The sequence below is a fragment of the Pediococcus sp. EKM201D genome (assembly GCF_011800215.1).
GTDB lineage: Bacteria > Bacillota > Bacilli > Lactobacillales > Lactobacillaceae > Pediococcus > Pediococcus pentosaceus.
Genome location: NZ_JAALFK010000001.1, coordinates 417,652 through 438,860, shown reverse-complemented (window position 1 = coordinate 438,860; position 21,209 = coordinate 417,652). Strand labels below are relative to the sequence as shown.

Annotated in this window: 25 protein-coding genes and 1 other annotated feature; of the genes, 24 read left to right on the top strand and 1 reads right to left on the bottom strand. The window is 36.5% G+C overall.

What is annotated here, in order from left to right:
* Positions 1-3: 3 nt before the first annotated feature.
* From coaE to rplT, 12 genes are all read left to right on the top strand, one after another.
* Complete coding sequence (coaE, locus tag HFC68_RS02265) at positions 4-594, top strand: dephospho-CoA kinase (protein WP_167399616.1); 591 nt, start codon at positions 4-6, stop codon at positions 592-594.
* Positions 595-625: 31 nt separating this feature from the next.
* The gene (gene nrdR, locus HFC68_RS02260) at positions 626-1,099 is read left to right on the top strand and encodes a transcriptional regulator NrdR (RefSeq protein WP_002833791.1); all 474 of its coding nucleotides are present in this window, start codon (positions 626-628) and stop codon (positions 1,097-1,099) included.
* Complete coding sequence (locus HFC68_RS02255; protein WP_002833792.1) at positions 1,100-2,470, top strand: replication initiation and membrane attachment family protein; 1,371 nt, start codon at positions 1,100-1,102, stop codon at positions 2,468-2,470. It begins immediately after the preceding gene.
* Between the two features lie 2 nt (positions 2,471-2,472).
* Positions 2,473-3,402: a primosomal protein DnaI gene (gene dnaI, locus HFC68_RS02250; protein ID WP_002833793.1), complete on the top strand. Its 930-nt coding sequence runs from the start codon at positions 2,473-2,475 to the stop codon at positions 3,400-3,402.
* 292 nt (positions 3,403-3,694) lie between these two features.
* Positions 3,695-5,641: a threonine--tRNA ligase gene (thrS, locus tag HFC68_RS02245; RefSeq protein WP_002833794.1), complete on the top strand. Its 1,947-nt coding sequence runs from the start codon at positions 3,695-3,697 to the stop codon at positions 5,639-5,641.
* Positions 5,642-5,793: 152 nt separating this feature from the next.
* Positions 5,794-7,533: a LytS/YhcK type 5TM receptor domain-containing protein gene (locus HFC68_RS02240; protein WP_167399615.1), complete on the top strand. Its 1,740-nt coding sequence runs from the start codon at positions 5,794-5,796 to the stop codon at positions 7,531-7,533.
* 5 nt (positions 7,534-7,538) lie between these two features.
* Positions 7,539-8,270, top strand: a complete 732-nt coding sequence (locus tag HFC68_RS02235) for a LytTR family DNA-binding domain-containing protein (RefSeq protein WP_069825240.1) — start codon at positions 7,539-7,541, stop codon at positions 8,268-8,270.
* A 228-nt stretch (positions 8,271-8,498) separates the two neighbouring features.
* The gene (locus HFC68_RS02230) at positions 8,499-8,903 is read left to right on the top strand and encodes a CidA/LrgA family protein (protein WP_002833797.1); all 405 of its coding nucleotides are present in this window, start codon (positions 8,499-8,501) and stop codon (positions 8,901-8,903) included.
* A 1-nt stretch (position 8,904) separates the two neighbouring features.
* Entirely contained in the window at positions 8,905-9,633 is a 729-nt protein-coding gene (locus HFC68_RS02225) for an LrgB family protein (RefSeq protein WP_167399614.1), read from the top strand.
* A gap of 69 nt (positions 9,634-9,702) precedes the next feature.
* Positions 9,703-9,830: a sequence feature (ribosomal protein L20 leader region), on the top strand.
* Between the two features lie 41 nt (positions 9,831-9,871).
* A complete protein-coding gene (infC, locus tag HFC68_RS02220) occupies positions 9,872-10,372 on the top strand; it encodes a translation initiation factor IF-3 (RefSeq protein ID WP_002833799.1) in 501 nt (166 codons plus the stop codon).
* Between the two features lie 24 nt (positions 10,373-10,396).
* A complete protein-coding gene (gene rpmI, locus HFC68_RS02215) occupies positions 10,397-10,594 on the top strand; it encodes a 50S ribosomal protein L35 (RefSeq protein ID WP_002833800.1) in 198 nt (65 codons plus the stop codon).
* Positions 10,595-10,650: 56 nt separating this feature from the next.
* Positions 10,651-11,004: a 50S ribosomal protein L20 gene (rplT, locus tag HFC68_RS02210; protein WP_002831385.1), complete on the top strand. Its 354-nt coding sequence runs from the start codon at positions 10,651-10,653 to the stop codon at positions 11,002-11,004.
* A gap of 93 nt (positions 11,005-11,097) precedes the next feature.
* On the opposite strand, the gene HFC68_RS02205 is transcribed toward rplT, so the two are convergent.
* Positions 11,098-12,024 carry an NADP-dependent oxidoreductase gene (locus HFC68_RS02205; protein WP_099299901.1) on the bottom strand — a complete coding sequence of 309 codons (927 nt, stop codon included), beginning with the start codon at positions 12,022-12,024 and terminating at the stop codon, positions 11,098-11,100.
* Between the two features lie 141 nt (positions 12,025-12,165).
* On the opposite strand from HFC68_RS02205, the gene HFC68_RS02200 reads away from it, so the two are divergent.
* From HFC68_RS02200 to HFC68_RS02145, 12 genes are all read left to right on the top strand, one after another.
* Positions 12,166-12,690: a YqeG family HAD IIIA-type phosphatase gene (locus HFC68_RS02200; protein ID WP_002833802.1), complete on the top strand. Its 525-nt coding sequence runs from the start codon at positions 12,166-12,168 to the stop codon at positions 12,688-12,690.
* Positions 12,691-13,803, top strand: a complete 1,113-nt coding sequence (yqeH, locus tag HFC68_RS02195) for a ribosome biogenesis GTPase YqeH (protein WP_099299902.1) — start codon at positions 12,691-12,693, stop codon at positions 13,801-13,803.
* 22 nt (positions 13,804-13,825) lie between these two features.
* Positions 13,826-14,137: a ribosome assembly RNA-binding protein YhbY gene (gene yhbY / locus HFC68_RS02190; RefSeq protein WP_002833804.1), complete on the top strand. Its 312-nt coding sequence runs from the start codon at positions 13,826-13,828 to the stop codon at positions 14,135-14,137.
* A 16-nt stretch (positions 14,138-14,153) separates the two neighbouring features.
* A complete protein-coding gene (locus HFC68_RS02185; protein WP_002833805.1) occupies positions 14,154-14,798 on the top strand; it encodes a nicotinate-nucleotide adenylyltransferase in 645 nt (214 codons plus the stop codon).
* A complete protein-coding gene (gene yqeK, locus HFC68_RS02180; RefSeq protein ID WP_002833806.1) occupies positions 14,788-15,396 on the top strand; it encodes a bis(5'-nucleosyl)-tetraphosphatase (symmetrical) YqeK in 609 nt (202 codons plus the stop codon). The genes HFC68_RS02185 and yqeK overlap by 11 nt, the downstream gene beginning before the upstream one ends.
* Positions 15,397-15,412: 16 nt before the next feature.
* Entirely contained in the window at positions 15,413-15,769 is a 357-nt protein-coding gene (gene rsfS / locus HFC68_RS02175) for a ribosome silencing factor (RefSeq protein WP_002833808.1), read from the top strand.
* The gene (locus HFC68_RS02170) at positions 15,769-16,506 is read left to right on the top strand and encodes a class I SAM-dependent methyltransferase (protein WP_099299903.1); all 738 of its coding nucleotides are present in this window, start codon (positions 15,769-15,771) and stop codon (positions 16,504-16,506) included. Before rsfS ends, HFC68_RS02170 begins: the two co-directional genes overlap by 1 nt.
* Before the next feature lie 5 nt (positions 16,507-16,511).
* Positions 16,512-17,612 (top strand): nucleotidyltransferase family protein, encoded by a 1,101-nt coding sequence (locus tag HFC68_RS02165; RefSeq protein WP_167399613.1) that lies wholly within the window; start codon positions 16,512-16,514, stop codon positions 17,610-17,612.
* 57 nt (positions 17,613-17,669) lie between these two features.
* The gene (locus tag HFC68_RS02160) at positions 17,670-18,209 is read left to right on the top strand and encodes a DUF177 domain-containing protein (protein WP_002833811.1); all 540 of its coding nucleotides are present in this window, start codon (positions 17,670-17,672) and stop codon (positions 18,207-18,209) included.
* A 49-nt stretch (positions 18,210-18,258) separates the two neighbouring features.
* The gene (rpmF, locus tag HFC68_RS02155) at positions 18,259-18,441 is read left to right on the top strand and encodes a 50S ribosomal protein L32 (RefSeq protein WP_002831400.1); all 183 of its coding nucleotides are present in this window, start codon (positions 18,259-18,261) and stop codon (positions 18,439-18,441) included.
* A 233-nt stretch (positions 18,442-18,674) separates the two neighbouring features.
* The gene (gene gndA / locus HFC68_RS02150) at positions 18,675-20,093 is read left to right on the top strand and encodes an NADP-dependent phosphogluconate dehydrogenase (RefSeq protein ID WP_002833812.1); all 1,419 of its coding nucleotides are present in this window, start codon (positions 18,675-18,677) and stop codon (positions 20,091-20,093) included.
* Between the two features lie 429 nt (positions 20,094-20,522).
* Entirely contained in the window at positions 20,523-21,209 is a 687-nt protein-coding gene (locus HFC68_RS02145) for a response regulator transcription factor (protein ID WP_002833813.1), read from the top strand.

Sequence of the window (21,209 nt, the reverse complement as noted above, 5' to 3'; positions counted from 1 at the left end):
GATATGACAGTGATAGTTGGTCTAACTGGTGGGATTGCAATGGGTAAAACGACGATTAGCCAATTTTTGAAATCTAAAGCAATTCCGGTAGTTGATGCTGATCAAATTGCACACGAAATCTTAACAGTTGATGAAGTTAAAGTGAAATTGATGGATACTTTTGGTGAAAGTATTCTAGATAAAAATCAAAATATTGATCGTCGAAAACTAGGACCAATTGTATTCAATGATCAAAGACAATTGGAAAAGCTAAATATAATTGTGCAACCTTATATTCGAACCGAAATAGTAAGACAATTGGACACTTTTAGCGCAAGTAAGGTAGTAGTTTTAGATGCTCCGGTGCTCTTTGAGCAAGGATATGAAAAAATGGTTGATTATTTAATGGTCATTAAAACTAGTGCTCAAATTCAAGTAGAACGTTTAATGCAACGTGATAGTTTAAATGAAATTGACGCTCAAAAAAGAATTCAAGCTCAGATGCCTATCGAAGAAAAGGTAAAAAAAGCTGATATTGTGGTTGATACCAGTGGAACAATTGAAGAGACACGAAGTCAAGTGGTAAAATGGCTTGTTGACAAGAATTTATTCTAAGCTTCCGAAGCATTCGGCGAGGTGAAACGAAATGAAATGTCCACACTGTGGAAATAATGGATCAAGAGTTGTTGATAGTCGACCAACCGATGAAGGTCGGGTTATTCGACGAAGAAGAGAATGTGAAAAATGTGGCTTTAGATTTACCACGTTTGAACGTGTTGAAGCAACACCATTACTAGTTATTAAGAAAAATGGATCAAGAGAAGAGTTTGATCGAGATAAAATTTTAAAAGGGATTGTACGAGCAGCTGAAAAACGGCCCTTAAACATGGAACAGATGACGGATATGGTCGATAAGGTTGAAAATAAGGTTCGTTCTTTAGGTGAGAGCGAAATTTCAAGTCAAATTATTGGCGAATATGTGATGAATATTTTAGTAGATTTAGATGAGATTGCTTATATTCGATTTGCTAGTGTTTACCGTCAATTTAAAGATATGCATGTCTTTTTAGATGAGCTGCAAGATATGATGAAAAAAGACGAAGAAAAGGAAAAAGAGTAGATGGCAACTGAGATGAGTGAATTAGCACCCCATGATTCATTTATAATTGATAGCCAACGTCAAATTACTGATTTTGAGCAACGTTCATTGACGACACTATATCGTCCATTGTTGACCTCAGATGCATATAGTTTGATGATGGTTTTGTGGGAAATGAGTCAGGAAACCAAATCGATCTCAGAACAGTACACACATACAATCCTTTTAAATTGGCTTGGAATCGATCTACCAGCGATAGTTGAGGCACGAGGACGTTTAGAAGCACTGGGTCTACTAAAAACGTATCAGAGAAAAATTGATCGTCGAAGTTTATTTTTGTATGCACTCCAAGCTCCAGCCGATCCCGTTAAATTCTTTAAAGATGACACTTTGAGTGCTTTATTGCTGGGCGTGATTGGCGAAAGTGAATTCGATCGGCTGAGTCATCGACTGATTAAGCAGCACGTGCGTCAGGACGAATTTTATGATGTTTCCAAAAAGCTGGGCGACTATTTTCAATTGGGAAGTAGCGTAATAAATAAACCAGATGCAATTAATCAGGTTCAGAAAAGTTTATCGGAAACCGAGCATGAAGTTGATACAGAAGTTATTAACCAAGATTTTGATTTTAAATTACTTGCGCAAATGCTAAGTTCTAGTTTTGTAGATCATCAGAGCTTGCTAGAAAATGAACATTTAATTATGGTTGAACAGACTATTTATGGGATTAATGAAAGCGAAATGGCTCAGTTAATCAAAGCCTCTACGAGTTATGAAGATAACAAAATTGATCCTAAAGAATTAAAGTCACGAGTTTTGAACGCTTATAATGGGCAGACGCCGGTTAAAGATGATGGAAATTCTCAGCCTAAAAACGAGTCAATTCCGAATAATGCACTAGCTAAACTTACTACAGAAGAACGCGCCATTATTAGTGCAACCTATGCTATGTCACCCAACGCATTTATTGAAAGTTTAAAAGCACAAGCAGGGGGCTTTACAACTGCTGCAGAAAAAAGAATTATCACAGATTTAGTTGGTAAAGGGTTAATGCCAATTAGTGTGATAAACTTTTTAGTTTACTATTTTATTGTTGATCAGGGTCGACCTACGTTAAATAAAAATTTAGTGGAAGCAATTGCCAATGACTGGATTAAAAATAAAATTAAAACTCCAGTGGAAGCTTTAGAATTTATTCGTAAACGCCAAGAACAAAAGAAAAATACGAACAATAATTATTCGAAAAATCGGCGTACGATTCAAAGAGAAACCTTACCTGAATGGGCTACGGAGACCGCTAAGACTAAAGAACCCAAGCAAGTTAATCCAGAAACAACTAAAAAAATTAATGAACAACTTAAAAAACTTCGTTCTAGAGGCAAGGAGGGATAGTCATGGAAAATGTCCGAGAAATTTTGCAAGAATTAATGAGCAAAAGAAAGCTCGACCAGCGTTTTAATAACGTGATGAAATCAGTGTATTCTGATCCAGAAGTGATTAGTTTTTGCGAGGAGCATCAAGACGAACTATCCAAGGAAGCTATCGAACGTGGAGCGGCTAAGCTGTATGAATTTGTTTCAGAACGGAATAAGATTAAAAATAACCAAGCAACCTTTTTACCGGGATATCAGCCAGAATTAGTCTTAAGCAATCATTTGATTGATATTGAATATGTGCCCACGAAACAGACTCATTTATTAGAACAAGAACGTCATCGAAAAGCGTTAGTTAAATCGATTAGTATGCCTAAATTAATCCGTCATGCTTCATTGGAGGGATACTATCAGGAACCAGAACGAACAGACGCTTTGGCTAAAACTTTAGCGTTTGTAAACGAATATTTAGAACGCCCTCAAGATTGGCATAAGGGTTTGTATTTGACGGGAAGTTTTGGTGTGGGAAAAACGTATCTAATGGGTGCAATGGGGAACGCTTTGGCTGATGAAGGATATTCGACAACTATTGTTCATTTTCCTAGTTTAGCTGTTGAATTAAAAAATGCGATTGGAAGTTCTAATACGATTCAAACTAAAATCGATGCGATTAAAAAAGCTCCGATTTTGGTAATTGACGATATTGGAGCGGATAGCATTTCTTCTTGGATTAGGGATGACGTATTGGGAGTAATTCTCGAATACCGAATGCAAGAAGAATTACCAACATTTTTTACATCTAATTTTTCAATGGACCAATTAGAGCGAGAACATCTAACAGTCAATCAGAGAGGCGAAGCAGAACCTTTAAAAGCGAAAAGATTGATGGAACGAATTAAATTTTTGAGTGAGGAAGTCTCGATGACGGGAAAAAATCATCGACAGGATTGACAAACAATCAAAAATAGGTAGAATAAATGTATAAATCACAGTCAAACATGTAGTTTTTAATTCAGGGAGCGGAGCCGCGACTGCAAGCGATGCACTTAAAACTTCCCACTTGACTAGAGGCTGGGCGCAATCCCAGTTCGGTTGCCACCGTTATGGCTTTTAATCGAGTGGTAGATAGTTTTTTAGCTGTCTACAATTAGGGTGGAACCGCGTGAATAATAAATGACAATCACGTCCCTGGTATTTTTATACCAGGGACTTTTTTTGTACATAAATTTAAGGAGAGAGTGTTATGACAGAAATTAATATTGAATTTCCAGATGGCAGTGTAAAACCTTTTGAACAAGGCGTTTCAATTTTAGATATTGCTAAGTCAATCAGTACTAGCCTTGCTAAAAAAGCTGTTGCTGGGAAAATTAACGGTGCCTTGGTTCGTTTGGACCAAGCTATTAACGAAAACGTAAAAATCGAAATTGTCACAAAAGATTCAGAAGATGGTAACATCGTTAACTGGAATTCGGCAGCCTTAGTTTTGACTAGTGCTATCGAAAGCATCTATCCTGGAGTTCATTTTGGTGAGATTGGCAACGGAGAACATGGTTTTTACGTTGATACAGATAAGGTTGATCAACAAATTTCAGTTGACCAATTACCAGCAATCGAAGATAAGATGAAGGACATTATTAAATCTAAGATTAGCTTAAAGCATAGTGAAATTAGTGTAGAAGAAGCCCTAGCAAGCGTTGATGGTGACCCATACCAAGCTAAAATCGTTAAGCGTAACGAAAAAAATGGCAAAGTTAGTGTTTATGACGTTGATGGAAAAATAATTGTTAGTGATAACGTTGCTTTACTTAGCACTTCAGATATGAAAGCCGTTAAGTTGTTGTCAGTTGCAGGTGCTTATTGGGAAGGTAAGTCAAGTAATCCGATGCTCCAACGGATTTACGGAACATCTTTCTACAAACAAAAAGATCTTGAAGCAGAACTTGAACGCCAAAAGGAAGCTCACGAACGTGACCACCGTGTCATTGGAAACAATTTAGACTTGTTCTTCGTTGACCCTAAGGTTGGTGCAGGACTTCCTTACTGGATGCCAAATGGTGCTACAATTCGTCGTTCCATTGAACGTTACATTATTGATAAGGAAGTTAAGCATGGTTACCAACATGTTTACACTCCAGTATTGATGAACCTTGATGCATATAAGACTTCTGGTCACTGGCAACACTATCGTGAAGACATGTTCCCACCAATGGACATGGGTGATGGCGAAATGCTTGAACTCCGTCCAATGAACTGTCCTTCACATATCCAAGTTTATAAGCACCATATTCGTTCATATCGTGAATTACCAATCCGGATTGCTGAATTAGGGATGATGCATCGTTACGAAAAATCCGGTGCTCTTTCTGGATTACAGCGAGTTCGTGAAATGACGTTGAATGATGGTCATACATTTGTGGCTCCAGACCAAATTCAAGCTGAATTTAAAAAAGTTCTTCAATTAATGGTTGAAGTTTATCGTGATTTCAATATCACTGACTACACATTCCGCCTAAGTTATCGTGATCCTGCCAATACTGAAAAGTATTTTGACGATGATGAAATGTGGAACAAGTCACAATCTATGTTGAAAGCTGCTATGGATGATCTTGGTTTAGATTATGTTGAAGCTGAAGGCGAAGCCGCATTCTACGGTCCAAAGCTTGACGTTCAAACTAAGACAGCCCTTGGAAATGAAGAAACACTTTCAACAATCCAATTAGACTTTATGCTTCCAAAGCAATTTGATCTACATTATGTTGGGGCTGACGGGGAAGAACATCGTCCAGTAATGATTCACCGTGGATTAGTTTCAACTATGGAACGTTTCACGGCTTACTTGATTGAAATGTATAAGGGTGCTTTCCCAACTTGGTTAGCTCCTAAGCAAGTTACAATCATTCCTGTTAAAGATGATTTACATGGTGCTTATGCCGATAAACTTCGTGAAGAAATGGTCGATAAAGACATTCGAGTTGAAGTTGACCACCGTAATGAAAAGATGGGTTATAAGATTCGTGAAGCTCAAACTCAAAAGATTCCATATATCTTAGTTGTTGGTGATAATGAATTAGAAAATAACTCCGTTAGTGTACGTCACTACGGTGAAGATGATTCTAAGAATGAAGCTAGTGCTGACTTTATCAACAATATCGTTCGTGAAATTGAAAGTTACAGTCGCGAAAATGACTAAAATAGTTTAATTAAAATAGGATTTTTAATGGTGTGAATATCATTAAAATCCTATTTTTTTGTAGGCTTTAATAAGGGATGACCGTTGAAAGGCTTATAATTATATTGTGATTAAGAATGGTAGTTTTAGAATGATTAATGTAAGGAGTAGGCATGTTAAATTTAACCGTACTTTTGTTTGAAAGAGCTGGATTAATTATTATTTTGGCTTTTTTTCTAGTAAATATTCCTCAATTTAGGAAATTACTTTTTCGAAAAGATTGGTCAACAACTTTCCAATTATTTGCGATTTTTTCTATTTTTACGATTGTAGCAAATTTAATTGGTGTTGAACTTCGACCTGATAATAGCATTCAATTCAAATCCCTTCTGCAGAATGTTACCCCTGGAGATTCTGTAGCTAATATTCGAATTTTAACGGTTACAGTTTCAGGAATTATTGGCGGGCCGCTGGTTGGGGGCGGAGTAGGCTTAGTCGCTGGACTTCACCGAATGTTGCAAGAGTCGCTAACAACCGATGCCCTTTTTTATATTCCCAGTTCGATGATAATTGGAATTTTAGCCGGTTTTTTTGCTAAGAAAAAACAACATCGATTTGCAACAATGAAAGTGTTTGATGGTTTTTTAGTAGGACTTTTAATGGAAGCAATCCAAATGCTGTTTATTTTACTATTTAGTCCGACAGGTTGGACTTTGGTAAAATATATTGCAATACCAATGATGCTAGTAGGTGCTTTAGGGACTTCGGTTTTCTTATCAATCATCACGCTTTATTTTCGGCAGGAAGTTGATACTCAAGCTACCCAAACTAAATCAATTTTTCAGTTAGCTTTAAAAACTTTGCCAGTTTTTCGCCAAGGGTTAAATCAAGAAGCCACTAAAAAGGCTGCTAGTTTAATATTGGAATATACAAATTTTGATGCGGTTGGTATTACAGATGAATCTAAGATTCTGGCTTTTGCGGGGATGGGAAGTGATCACCATATCACAGGTGCTTCTATCTTGACGGAATTATCTGAAGAGGCGGTTAAATTGGGTGAAGTTCAAATTGGAAATAATGCTCATGAGATTAATTGCCCTGTAAAAAGTTGTCCATTACACTCGGCTGTTGTAGTACCTTTAATCATTAAAGGTAAAGCAGTAGGTAGTTTGAAACTCTACTATGTAGAAGAATGGCGATTAAGTCCAGTGGAAATTCAATTAGGAACAGGGCTGGGAGAAATATTAGCAATGCAGATAATGTTAGGAGAAATCGAGCATCAATCAGAATTAGTGCGGGATGCCGAAATAAAATCTCTCCAATCGCAAGTCAATCCGCACTTTTTCTTTAATGCGATAAATACAATTGTGGCAGTTATGCGGTACGACAGTGACCAAGCACGTGAATTACTGATCCAACTCAGTACTTATTTTAGGGCAAATTTAACGGGGATTAGAGAAACAACCATTCCGTTGTATCAAGAATTCAAACATGTTAAAGCCTATTTAATGCTTGAACAAACACGTTTTCCAAATCGATTTGAAATTTTGTTTCACCAGAAGGTTTCGGAAAATGTAATGATACCTCCATTTAGCATCCAAATTATTGTTGAAAATGCCCTTAAGCATGCCTTTAATAGTCGAAAAAAGGGCAATATAGTTTCAATTAGTGTTGAACAGATTAAACAAAGACTTAAAATTGAAATTACTGACAATGGGCAAGGGATTGATAAAAGTATTATTGATAAATTAGGAAAACAGACGGTAAGTTCTGTAAGTGGGAGTGGAACGGCATTACAAAATCTTAATGCGCGCTTGATGGGTCTTTATGGTAAAGATGCCGAACTAAAAATAAGCAGTAATCAAAATGGAACCCAGGTGGTAATCCAAATTCCATATAAGGAACAGGTGTAAAGATAGTGAAGATATTAATTGTTGATGATGAGCCCCTAGCTCGAAGTGAACTTGATTTTTTATTGAGGAATAATCCGTTAGTAGATAGCGTTAGTGAAGCAGAAGGAGTCACTGAAGCTAAACAAAAATTAATGACGGATCAACCGGATCTAATGTTTTTAGATATTAGACTTGATGATGGAAATGGGATGTCATTTGCAAAATTCTTGAAAAAGGAAGAAAAACTACGTCCATATATTGTTTTTGCCACGGCTTACGATCAATATGCTTTAGATGCATTTGACGTTAATGCTACAGATTACATATTAAAACCCTTTGAAAAAGATCGTATTGATGAAACGCTTAAACGAGTCGATAGAATTTTAAAAAAGCCAGAGGCATTAGTTAATAGTGACATGTGTAAAAATCCGCGACTTTCGGTTACAGTTGATGAAAGAACGATAATTATTAAAAAGAGCGATATTCTTTATTTGGAAGCCCAAAATGGGAATGTACTAATTTATACCAAAAATTTACCATTAATCACAAGCAAACAAACGTTAATTAACCTTGAAAAGCAGTTAGATCCAGAACAATTTCTACGAGTACATAGAAGTTTTCTAGTAAATTTAGATATGATTTTGGAGTTTCAACCCAGCTTTAATCATACTTATGAATTAACATTAATAAATGGAACCAAGATTACGGTTAGTAGATCATATGTTGCTAAAACTAAAAAAGTGTTAGGAATTGGATGATCTAATATTTATAAATTGTAGAATAAGTTCATACCTATTCTTAGAAATTCTCAACTCAATCGTTGAGGATTTTTTAATTAAAAACCAAGGTAACTAACACGAACTGTATGGCATTTTGAAGCAAAAAATGGTCACTTCATGTGAAAGCGCTAACATAAATGAGCTAATAGCTTAAAATAAGGTTGTGATAAACAGTATTAGATCCATAAAGGTAGGGAGGAAGCTAAAATGAAAAAAGATGGGAAGAAAGAAACACCAATCCTTATTCAAATGGGAATATTTATGGCAATTTTATTTGTAGCACAATTACTATCGCAGTTATTTCCGCCTAGTTTTGCAGTTCCGACACCCTTAATTGGAATGATTATTTTATATATACTATTAGCGACGCACATTATTAAGCTTGAACAGGTAGAAAAACTGGGGGATTCATTGATTGGTTTGATTGCTTTTTTGTTCGTACCATCTGGAATTCAGTTAGCAGGAAGCTTAGATTTAATTAAGCGTGAAGGCTTACAGGATGTCATTGTGACAATCATTTCAACCATTATTTTATTAGTTGTAATCACGTATGTAGGATCGTTTTTCATAAAATTACATCAAAAAATAAATAATAGAAAAGGGGATGATTAATATGACAGCAGCCTTGGCAACACCTTTTACAGGTATCTTCATATCGCTTTTGGTATATTTAGTGGGGATGTGGCTTTTTAAGATTAGTAAAGGCTTTTTCCTATTTACACCGTTACTGGTGGGAGTTGTTTTAGGAATCTTTATTTTGGCATTATGGGCGAAAGGGATTGGCTCTACAACCGTGGAAGTCTATAAAAAATTCTTTTTACCGGGTGGTAATATAGTATTTTGGTTTTTAAATCCAGCGACCATTGCTTTTGCTATTCCACTTTATCGTCGAAATGATATATTTAAAAAATATTGGATAGATATAGTATTAACTTTATTTGTGGGTGGATTTATTTCACTTTTCGGTATTCATATGGTTTCAAAACTATTTGGACTATCAAAAGTCTCCATTGCAGCAATGTTACCTCAAGCCGCTACAACGGCGGTGGCAATGCCAATAGCTAAGAGCATTGGAGGTGACCCTGCCGTAACAGCAATGGTTTGTATCATAAATGCTGTGATTATTTACGCTCTTGCAGAATTTCTTATTAAATTTTTCAAGCTTAAAGAAATTTCAAAAGTGGGGTTAGGTTTAGGTCTAGGTACATCTGGGCATACAGTTGGTTCTGCTAAGGCAGTGCAGTTAGGTTCAATTCAAGGAGCCATGGCATCTGTTTCAGTAGTAATCGTTGCATTAGCGATGGATATTTTAGTACCGATTTACGCTCGTTTATTCCTTTGAAATAAAAGATAAAACAAATAGTTTCTTTAGTTGACATGAGACATAGAATTTGGTATTCTAATAAACGTTGAGAAAAAGCAGAGGCCACCGCTTCTCGCCTTGTAACTTAAGTTGCTGGGCTAAAGAACGTTGAATGGATACTAATTAATTATCCAAACAAAGCGGGTGGCGTATGCCATCCGCTTTTCTGCATTCTCGCTAATTTTCCTGGAGGTGAAGAACCATAGCAAACGATATAATGGTAAATGAAACCATTCGGGCTAGAGAAGTCCGCTTAATTGGTGTCAACGGTGATCAATTGGGAGTTAAAACTAAGGCTGAAGCAATTAGTATGGCTGAAGAAGCTAACTTAGACGTCGTAGTCGTATCCCCAAAGGCTAAGCCACCCGTTGCCAAGATTATGGATTATGGAAAATATCGATTCGAGCAACAAAAGAAACAACGTGAAGCTCGTAAAAAGCAAAAGACTGTCAGCATTAAAGAAATTCGTTTGAGTCCTACAATTGATACAAATGATTTTAATACTAAGCTTAAAAACGCTACTAAGTTCTTGAGTAAAGGTGATAAAGTTCGTGTTTCAATTCGTTTTAAGGGACGTGCCATCACTCATAAAGAGATTGGTCGTAAGGTACTTGAACGAATGGCTAAAGAAACTTCAGATGTCGCACGTGTTGAGGTTCATCCAAAGATGGACGGCAGAAGTATGTTTCTTGTGCTATCACCAATTGCTGATAAATAATTTAAAATTCTGGAGGAACAGATTATGCCTAAAATGAAGACAAACCGCGCTGCTGCTAAGCGTTTTAAGAAAACTGCTAATGGCGGTCTTAAGAGTGCAAATGCTTATACAAGTCACCGTTTCCATGGAAAGACTAAGAAGCAACGTCGTCAATTACGTGGTACAGACATGATGGACAGTACTAACGTAAAGCGTTACAAGAAGTTACTTTCAAACATCTAGTTAAGAATTTAAATTTAGAACAAATGACCTTCGGGTGATTTAAGGAGGAATTTATTATGCCACGAGTAAAAGGTGGAACAGTTACACGTCGCCGTCGTAAACGCGTTTTAAAACTTGCTAAGGGTTATCGCGGTGCAAAACATATTCAATTTAAGGTTGCTAAAGACCAAGTTATGAAGTCTGGTCTATATGCATTCCGTGACCGTCGTAATCGTAAGGGCGAATTCCGTCGTCTTTGGATTGCACGTATCAATGCTGCTGCTAGAATGAATGGTTTAAGCTACAGCAAATTAATGCATGGTCTAAAAGAAGCTGGAATCGATATGAACCGTAAGATGCTTGCTGATCTTGCAGTTAACGATGCTGATGCATTCAAGGCTTTAGCCGAAGAAGCAAAGAAAGCTCTTTAATCTATTAGATTAAATGAATTAATAAATAAAAAGGATTGGAACAAAACAATGAGTTTTGGAACCAATCCTTTTTATTTATTTTCTGAACGTTAATTAAACTTCAACGATATATTTCCCTCTCGGATGATGCGTTTGAAGAGCATGAAAAGCTTTTTGAATTTCAGCTACATCAAAATTTAAGATTTCGGCAATTGGGACGGTTATTTCTTGACTTGCAACTTTTTTAACAAGATATTCTAAAGCGGCTTGGTTCATTTTGTAATCTGTGTTGTAAAAATCAACTAATCTTGATGGGTCAGTTTTGAAGTTGTCAATCCCAGTTGTAGAAATCAATAAACCAGATGGAGCAAGGTGAGCTAAGTAAAGGTCGGCCAGCTCATTTTGCGGCGCAACGTTAATAATTACGTCATAAAGACCTAGTTGCTCAATTGTTTTTGGAGCATCGTAAAAAACAACTTGTTTAAAATCTGCAGTATCGAATTGTTCAGTATACTTGGAGTTAATTACAACGGAAACTTGCTTATTTAAACTATTTAAAATTTGATACAAGTTAGTTCCTACCGCTCCAGAGGCACCAATAATGAGCACTTTTGAAAACGAAACGTCTTTTAATGCTCCAAAAACGATATCATACGCAGTGATACCTGCGTTGGGAAGACCTGCAGCCGTCCGATAACTGATTTCGGCAGGAAGTTTAGTTGCTCGACGATAAGGAACTGAAACATATTCGCTATAACCTTTGAGGTTAGCCAATCCCACAATTGAATCACCAAGGCTGAATTCGGTAATGGAGGGGTCTTTGTCCACGATGATACCTGCAACATCACTACCTGGAATGGCTGGCAGTGAAATTGGGCGAAACTTGGCTTGAGTACCATCAATAATTCCTAAATCATATGGGTTTAGTGCAAAAGCTTTGGTTTGAACAATAAGGCGTCCACTGGAAGGCTCTGGCTTTGGAACGTCTAGTTCAGTTAAATCTGAAATATTACCAAATTGATTAACACCGATTGCTTTCATAATATAATCACCTCTTGTACTAAACATAATATAAAGTTAAGTGAAATAAAAGATTTAAGCTTGCAAGTATAGGTTGCTCTCTTTCCAAAAGAGTCTACTATCGTTTATAATTAGACAGATAGCATTTATGGGAGAAGATTAATGAATATTTTTAAACCAACGTGGATGATTGAAAAAATATATAATTTATCTGCAAAAGATTTAAACCAAAAAGGAATTACGACTGTCTTAACCGATTTAGATAATACGTTAATTGCCTGGAATAATCCGGATGGAACTCCCGAATTAAGACAATGGATCGAAGATCTAAAACAAGAAAATATTAGAGTAATCGTAGTTTCTAACAATAACCATGCTCGCGTTAAGAAAGCAGTTGAAGGCTTTGGACTTGAATTTGATTCAAGAGCTTTAAAACCATTGACTGTTGGTATTAATCGAGTGGTACGCAAAAATAAATTGGATAAGAACTCCACCATTATGGTTGGAGACCAATTAATTACGGATATGGCCGCTGCAAATTTAGCTGGAGTGCGGGGAGTTTTAGTGAAACCGTTAATTGAAACGGACGCTTGGAATACTAAATTCAACCGTTTTTTGGAATTCTTTGTAAAGCGTTCTTTAAAAAAGAAGTATCCGGAATTAGTTTGGCATAAGGAGTTACAATAAATGGACGAACAAAATGAATTACGTTGTATTGGTTGTGGAGCAATTCTACAAGTGACTGATAAAAAAACGCCTGGATATACACCAGAATCAGCCTTAAAAAGGGGATTAGAATCTGGCCAATTATATTGTCAAAGATGTTTTAGATTACGTCACTACAATGAAATTGCTCCAGTAGACATTAGTGATGATGACTTCCGAAAGTTATTAAGTCAGATTAGTGATTCCAACTCACTAGTTGTGTATGTAGTTGACATGTTTGATTTTAATGGAAGTTTGATTCCAGGACTTCACCGATTTATTGGAGACAATCCAGTATTGTTGGTAGGAAATAAAGAAGATGTCTTTCCAAAATCAATCAAACGTCATCGTATGAAAGAATGGCTTAGACAACAAGCAAAGGCAAATGGTATTTTGCCTGAAGATGTGGTTATTACCAGTGCTAAAAATGCTAGTTCAGTGGAAGCCTTATTTAATGCGGTAGAAAAATTACGTAAAGGTCGGGACGTTTATGTAGTCGGAGTTACAAATGTTGGAAAGTCAACTTTAATTAATAGTTTGATTGCTATTCGCAATGGAATTAAAGATGTAATTACTACTTCCCGTTTTCCAGGTACTACTTTAGATCGCATTGAAATTCCGTTCGATGATCATAGTAATTTGATTGATACACCCGGAATTATTCATGCCGATCAAATGGCACATGTATTGGCTGCGGAAGATTTGAAATATGTCTCGCCACAAAAGACGATTAAACCTCGTGTATTCCAACTAAACAGTCAACAAACTCTTTTTGTGGGAGCTTTAGCTCGATTTGATTACGAACACTCTGAGGGCTCTGTAACAGCTTATTTTGATAATAATCTTATGGTTCATCGGACTAAGTTGGAAAACGCAGATAATTTTTACGAAAAACATGCAGGTGAATTATTGACACCTCCAACTGCAGATAATTTGGCTAAAATGCCTAAATTAGTTGCACATCAGTTTAGTGCAGATCAAGATAGTGATATTGTTTTTGAAGGATTAGGTTGGATATCCGTTCCTGAAGGAAGCACGATTACTGCATGGGCACCAGAGGGTATTTCAGTAGTAATAAGACGATCATTAATTTAAGTTGCAAATAAAAGGAGAAACAATGGAATTAAGAGGAAAACAAAAAAGATATCTTAGAGCTCGAGCACATTCATACCGCCCAGTTTTTTCCGTGGGTAAAAACGGTCTAACTGAAGCATGGCTCAATCAATTGGCAGGAGCTTTAGACAACCATGAATTATTAAAAATTAATATCCAACAAAATTCAGATGCAACAACGGCTGAAGCTAAAGAATTTATTGAATCTAATACAGATATTCAAGTAGTTCAAACCATTGGACGGGTACTAGTGTTGTTTAAAGTTTCTTCGGAAGCGGATAAACGTGAAATTTCAGATACAGTTAAGAAGATATAGATAAAGGTGATTAATCTTGATAGCAACAAAATCTAAAACAGTTTCTGGAGTACAAGTAGAAGTGGTTGAAGAGCCATTAATACAAAAGAAAGGCAAGAAAATTGGCATTCTGGGAGGGACGTTTAATCCGCCTCACATTGCTCATTTATTAATTGCTGAACAAGTAGGAAGCCAGTTGGGACTGGATAAGGTGCTATTTATTCCAGATTTTATTCCACCACATGTTGATGAGAAAAAAACCATTCCTGCTGAGCACCGAGTTGAAATGGTCCGCTTAGCTATTCAGGATAACCCACTGTTTGATTTAGATTTAATCGAAATTAATCGTGGTGGCTCAAGTTATTCGTACGATACGGTTAAAGAATTAAAACAACTACATCCGGAAAATGACTATTATTTTATTATTGGTGGTGACATGGCGGACTATTTACCGACTTGGCATCGAATTGACGAATTAGTTAAAATGGTTCAATTTGTGGGTGTTGATCGGCCGAAATATCAACGCCAAGAACAATATCCGATTATTTGGGTAGATGTTCCTAAGATGGACATTAGTTCCACCAAAATTAGAAAAAACGTTAAGAATGGGTGTTCAATTAGGTATCAAGTGCCCGAAAGTGTCGAAAAGTATATAAAGGAGCACCGTTTATATGAGCAATAATGAAGAATTAATTTATCAAAAAAACTACGTGCCTTTTACGCGAGCAGAATTAATCGACGCTGTTTCTAAAAGTATTACCGGAAGTCGATTCGAACATGTTCTACGAGTTGAAAAGAAGGCGATTGAATTAGCACAAAAATATGATGCTGACGTGGAGAAAGCCAGTATTACCGGTTTACTACACGATTATGCCAAGCAACGTAGTGATAGTGAATTTATTAAATATATTAATGAACTAGAGCTTGATCCCCAATTATTAGATTATGGTAATGCTATTTGGCATGGTGTTGTTGGCGCAGAAATCGTTAAAAATGAATTGAAGATTTATGATGAAGAAATTTTAAATGCAATTCGACGTCATACCGTCGGGGCACCATACATGACATTGATTGATCAAATAGTGTTCATGGCCGATTATATTGAAGATGGTCGTGATTTTGAAGGCGTAGAACAAGCCCGTTTAATTACAGAACAAAGTTTACAAAAGGGCGTTACTTTCCAAATGAAGAGTACCCTTGCATACTTAATCGCTGGAAATAAGCCAGTTTTTCCAGCTACGATTGAAAGTTATAACGCATGGATCTCAAAATTTAATTAAAACTAGGAGAAATAGATTGAACAATTTAGAAGAATTAGAATTACTAGTAAAAGCAGCAGATAGCAAACGAGCTGAAAATACAATCGTTTTAAATGTACGTGAGGTTAGCACCTTAGCAGACTACTTTATGATTACAAGCGCTGATTCTAACCGCCAAGTAGCTGCCATTGCAGATGCTATTATTGAAAAGGCTAAGGAAAACCAGATCGAAATCCGTCGTATTGAAGGAAATCGTGCTGCAGAATGGATTTTGATTGACTTAGGAAATATTGTTATTAATGTTTTCCAAACGGATCAAAGAAAGTACTATAATCTGGAAAAGCTTTGGTCCCAAGCTGAAGCAGTTGAAACAACTGATTGGATTGCAGAATAATGATATATCAAAGCTTTGCGGAGTTATATGACCAACTTTTTGATGAAGATGAATACCAAAATTGGTTTGAATATACGCAAAAAGAAGTTGATTTAAGTCGTAAAAATAATTGGCTTGAATTAGCTTGTGGTGCGGGGAGATTGGTTGTTCAACTTGCACAGCATGGACAAATCGTCACAGGATTTGATTTGTCAGAAGAAATGTTAGCTCTAGCAGAACAGCACACTAGAGATGCTGAGGTGGCAGCAGAACTGATTCAAGGAAATATGTTGGATTTAAGTGAATTAGAGCAGTTTGATGTTGTATCATGCTACGCTGATTCTTTTTGCTACCTTCCGGATGAAGAACAAGTGTTACAGTCGTTTAGCGAAGTGTATGAGCACTTAAAATCTGGCGGCCAGTTTATCTTTGACGTGATCACTCCATATCAAACAGGGGTGGTTTACCCAGGTTATATGTTTAACTATCAAGATGACCGCCAAGCATTCATTTGGTCAAGCTTTGAAGGCGAAGATAAATATCATGTCGAACATGACTTAACTTTTTTTACCAAAGCAAATGATGATGAGCTATTTAGACGGACCGAAGAAACTCATTTTGAACGAACGTATGAACTGGAAACGTACGTTAAACTTTTAGAAAAAGCTGGTTTTTCTAAAATCAAATACTATGCCGATTATGGAAAAGCTGAAGTAGATGAAAAAACAACTCGGTGGTTCTTTAGTTGTAGGAGGTAGCTGTATTGCAAGCATGCGCGGTGATTGCAGAGTTTAATCCATTTCATAATGGACATCAATATTTGTTAGAGCAGGCACGCAAGGTTACTAAGGCGGACCTAGTGATCGTAATTATGAGTGGCAATTTTGTACAGCGGGGGGAACCCGCCTTGATTAATAAATGGGAGAGAGCACGGGTTGCCATTAATTGTGGTGCTGATTTAGTTGTAGAAATACCTACTGAATATGCCATTGATTCTGCTAAAGAATTTGCCCATGCGGGAGTAGAGATTGCTCAAAAATTAGGAGCTAGCTTTTTAGCTTTTGGGAGTGAAAATCCAGATTTGGATTTTGAAAATGAGAGTAAGATTCTGGACCGACAATTTGACCAGAGAGCCAAAAAATATAATCAAAATTTTGCAGCTCAATTATTTGATGATACAGCCATTACGAACTCGAACGATATTCTAGGAATCAATTATGCGTACTGGAATTCTAAATCAAAAAGAAGCTTGCAGTTAATACCATTGCAAAGGGAACAAGCAGATCACCGAGATACGGAGATAAAGGGCTCGATTGCTAGTGCATCAGCAATTCGGCGGGCAGCTTTAGAACAATCAGAGTACTTTAACGCGGTACCTAATGCATCTTTAAAGGCTATTAGAAATGCTAAATTAACAAGCTGGGAAGATTTCTGGATAATGTTAAATTATCGGTTATTAACTTCAACGTCCCAAGAATTACGTCATATAAAGGGTGTTACAGAGGGTTTCGAAAATCGTATTTTAAATTTGGTTGATAAAAGTAACTCGTTTACAGAGTTGATGCAGAAGTTGAAGACTAAAAGATACACTTATACTAGAATTCAACGAAGTTTAACGAATATTTTACTTAATATCCAAGCTGCTCCGTTTAATCTAACTAAGACGAGATTATTGGCGACAAATCAGCTCGGCCGGATTTTTATCCGAGAAGCAGCCCTTGGATCAGTAGTAATGACCAAAGTCACCAAAGAAGATTTTGAAAGTAATTATGCAATTACAAAACGAGCAGACGATTTATACCAATTAGTTTCTCCATATCAATGGGGAAAGGGCCCTATTATAAAAAAGAATGTCAAGGAATAAACGTTGACAATGTGGTTCCACATGGTATAATTGTTTCTGTTGCATTGGAGGTTCATTATGGAATGGTATTTTACAGAACTGCGTAAGCACAAAGAGCCGTTTCAGTTCGATGAAACGATGGATTTGGAACAATCTTTAGTCGAACGCTTTCCAGATGTAGTTATTAAATGCTCACCAATTAATTTTAAAGGAACGGTGACAATCGAACGTGATTCAGTTATCATTGATGCTGAGATCAGTTGTGATTTGACAGTTCCTTCATCACGATCATTGAAGCCTGTCCACATGAATTTAGACTTTTTCATAAGTGAAATTTATGTAGATAATCCTAGTATTATTGATTCTTTTGCGAAAGAAGAAGTGGTAATGCTAGTTGAAGATGATGTGATTAGTGTTGATAAACTAATTGAAGATAATATCGTCCTTCAAGTTCCAATGCAGGTTTTAACGCCTGAAGAGGAAAAAGAGGGAGTCATGCCTTCTGGTGCAGAATGGCAAGTGATTTCTGAGATGGACGTGGAATCGGAGCATGAAAAACAAGTTGATCCACGCCTTGCTAAGTTAAAGGGTTTATTGAAAGATAATCCTGAATCGTAAGGCTTTAAAAAAGCGGGAAACCGAATTCTCTTAAAGGAGGTGCTCATAGATGGCTGTTCCAGCAAGAAGAACATCAAAGACACGTAAGCGTAATCGTCGTGGACACATTAAGTTAACTACTCCAGGTTTGGCACCATGTCCAAACTGTGGTGAATTACGAGTTTCACATCGTGTTTGCCCAAGTTGTGGTTACTATAACGGAAAACAAGTTATTGACGTGAAAGCTAACTAATTTGTTAAAAGAAGTAAAAGGAGCCTAGGTCCTTTTACTTCTTTTTTTGTGTTTAAAACGATTGAATATAAATTGCTTAGTGTTATATATTAATTAAATCTCCTTAGAGGTTCTCAGCTTTTTATACATTTTTTTTACTTATCTGTTAAAATATAATATATTGCTACACAAAGTTTCGAGTATTTTAAAATCAATGTCTTGGAACAATTGTTAGATATAGAGGAGGAATCACGATGGATCAACCACAAATTGGTGTAGTGGGAATGGCCGTAATGGGTAAAAATCTCGCTTTAAACATCGAAAGCAGGGGATATACAGTTGCGATCTACAACCGTACTGCCTCAAAAACTGAAAAAGTAATGCAAGATCATTCTGAAAAGAAATTAGTTCCTGCATATTCTATTGAAGAATTCGTAAATTCACTAGAAAAGCCTCGTCGAATTATGATGATGGTTAAGGCTGGTAAACCAACTGATGCTGTTATTGCTGAATTACTTCCTTTACTTGACAAAGGAGATGTCTTAATCGACGGTGGTAACACTAACTTTGAAGACACTATGCGTCGTAATAAAGAATTGGATGAATCTGGAATTAACTTCATTGGTACAGGTGTTTCAGGTGGTGAATTAGGTGCGTTACAAGGTCCTTCAATGATGCCAGGTGGACAAAAAGAAGCTTATGACTTAGTTGCACCAATCTTCGAACAAATCTCTGCTAAGGCTAAAGACGGCGATCCATGTGTGACCTATATTGGACCTAACGGAGCTGGTCATTACGTTAAAATGGTTCATAACGGAATTGAATATGGTGATGAACAATTAATCGATGAAAGTTACGACCTAATGCGTAAGTTATTGGGTCTCCCAGTTAAAGAAATTGCTGATATTTTTGCTGACTGGAATCAAGGTGAACTTGACAGTTATCTAATCGATATTACTGCTGATATTCTAACAAGAACGGACGATCTTGGTTCAGATAAACCAATCGTTGATCTTATTATGGATAAAGGTGGCAATAAAGGAACAGGTAAGTGGAGTTCACAAAATGCACTTGAATTAGGGGTTCCACAATCGCTCATCACTGAATCTGTATATGCTCGTTATATTTCCGTGCTTAAGGACGAACGTGTCGCAGCAAGTAAAGTGCTTGCAGGTCCAGAAAAGAAAATTGACGTTGACAAGGATGAAGTCATCGAAAAAATTCGTCGCGCACTATACTTCAGTAAGATTATGAGTTACGCTCAAGGATTTGAACAAATGCGTGTAGCTTCTGAAAATTATGACTGGAACTTGAATTTTGGTGAAATTGCCAAGATCTGGCGTGCTGGATGTATCATCCGTGCTCAATTCCTTCAAAATATTACAGATGCTTTCGATAAGAATCCTGAACTAAATAACCTTTTGATGGATTCATACTTCCAAGAAATTGCTGCTAAGTATCAAGAAGCCGTTCGTGACGTAGTTGCACTTGCTGTTAAAGCTGGAATTCCAGTTCCCGCACTATCAGCAGCGGTAGCATACTATGATTCATATCGTTCAGCTGTTTTACCAGCAAACCTTCTTCAAGCACAACGTGATTACTTTGGTGCTCACACCTACGAACGTGTTGATCGCGAAGGTATTTACCATTTTCCATGGTATGAAGAACAATAAAAATTAGTTTAAATAGAAAAGCGATAACCGTTATGGCTACCGCTTTTTTTATATGGATTTATTAAGGATATCACCTTGAGACTAGATCAAATTAAGTGAGTCACTTAAGTAGAGGATAGGCTTATTATAGTGCAACTTAAAATGTAAGTCTTAGATGGAAAAATAGTTGCTTAGAATCGAAAAACTTTTAAAATAACAAAACTGATGTGAAATAAGTTAAGATACTATAATTAAATTATTACGTTTCAAAGTCAAATCAAATAATCTAACAATCTTATTTATATTGGATTAGAAAGGAATGGAAGCCTAGGGAAGCTATTTGACTCCCTTTTGTTTGCAACATAATATTGGAAGCGCTAGGCAAAGCAACCGGATAATGTTAGAATTTACTACAGTAGGGTTAAAATAATTTAATTTTGGGGTAAAAAAATGAGTCGTATTTTGATAATCGAAGATGAAAAAAGTCTTGCACGTTTTGTTCAACTTGAATTACAGCATGAAGGATATGAAGTTGAAGTTCAATCTAACGGACGCACAGGTTTAGAAGCAGCATTATCAGAAGATTTTGATGCTATCTTACTTGATTTAATGTTGCCAGAAATTAATGGAATTGAAGTATGTCGGCGTATTAGAAGAGAAAAAATAACTCCTATTATTATGATGACAGCTCGCGATTCAATCATTGATCGTGTTTCAGGTCTTGATCACGGAGCAGATGATTATATTGTAAAACCTTTTGCTATTGAGGAGTTACTTGCTCGTTTACGCGCAGTTCTTCGCCGAGTGGATTTAGAAACACAAGATTCCACTTTCCACCAAACAACGGTTGAATTTCAAGATATTGTTATTGAAAAGGAAAATCGAGTTGTACGTCGTAATAACGAAGTAATCAATTTAACTAAACGTGAATATGAGTTGCTATTGTTATTAATGGAAAATATTAACGTGGTTCAGTCTCGAGAAACTTTATTGAATAAGGTATGGGGTGTAGACGATGGTGTAGAAACTAACGTTGTCGATGTGTACATTAGATACCTCCGAAATAAAATTGATGTTAAGGGACGTCCTAGCTACATTCAAACCGTACGTGGTACTGGATATGTAATGAGGACCTAG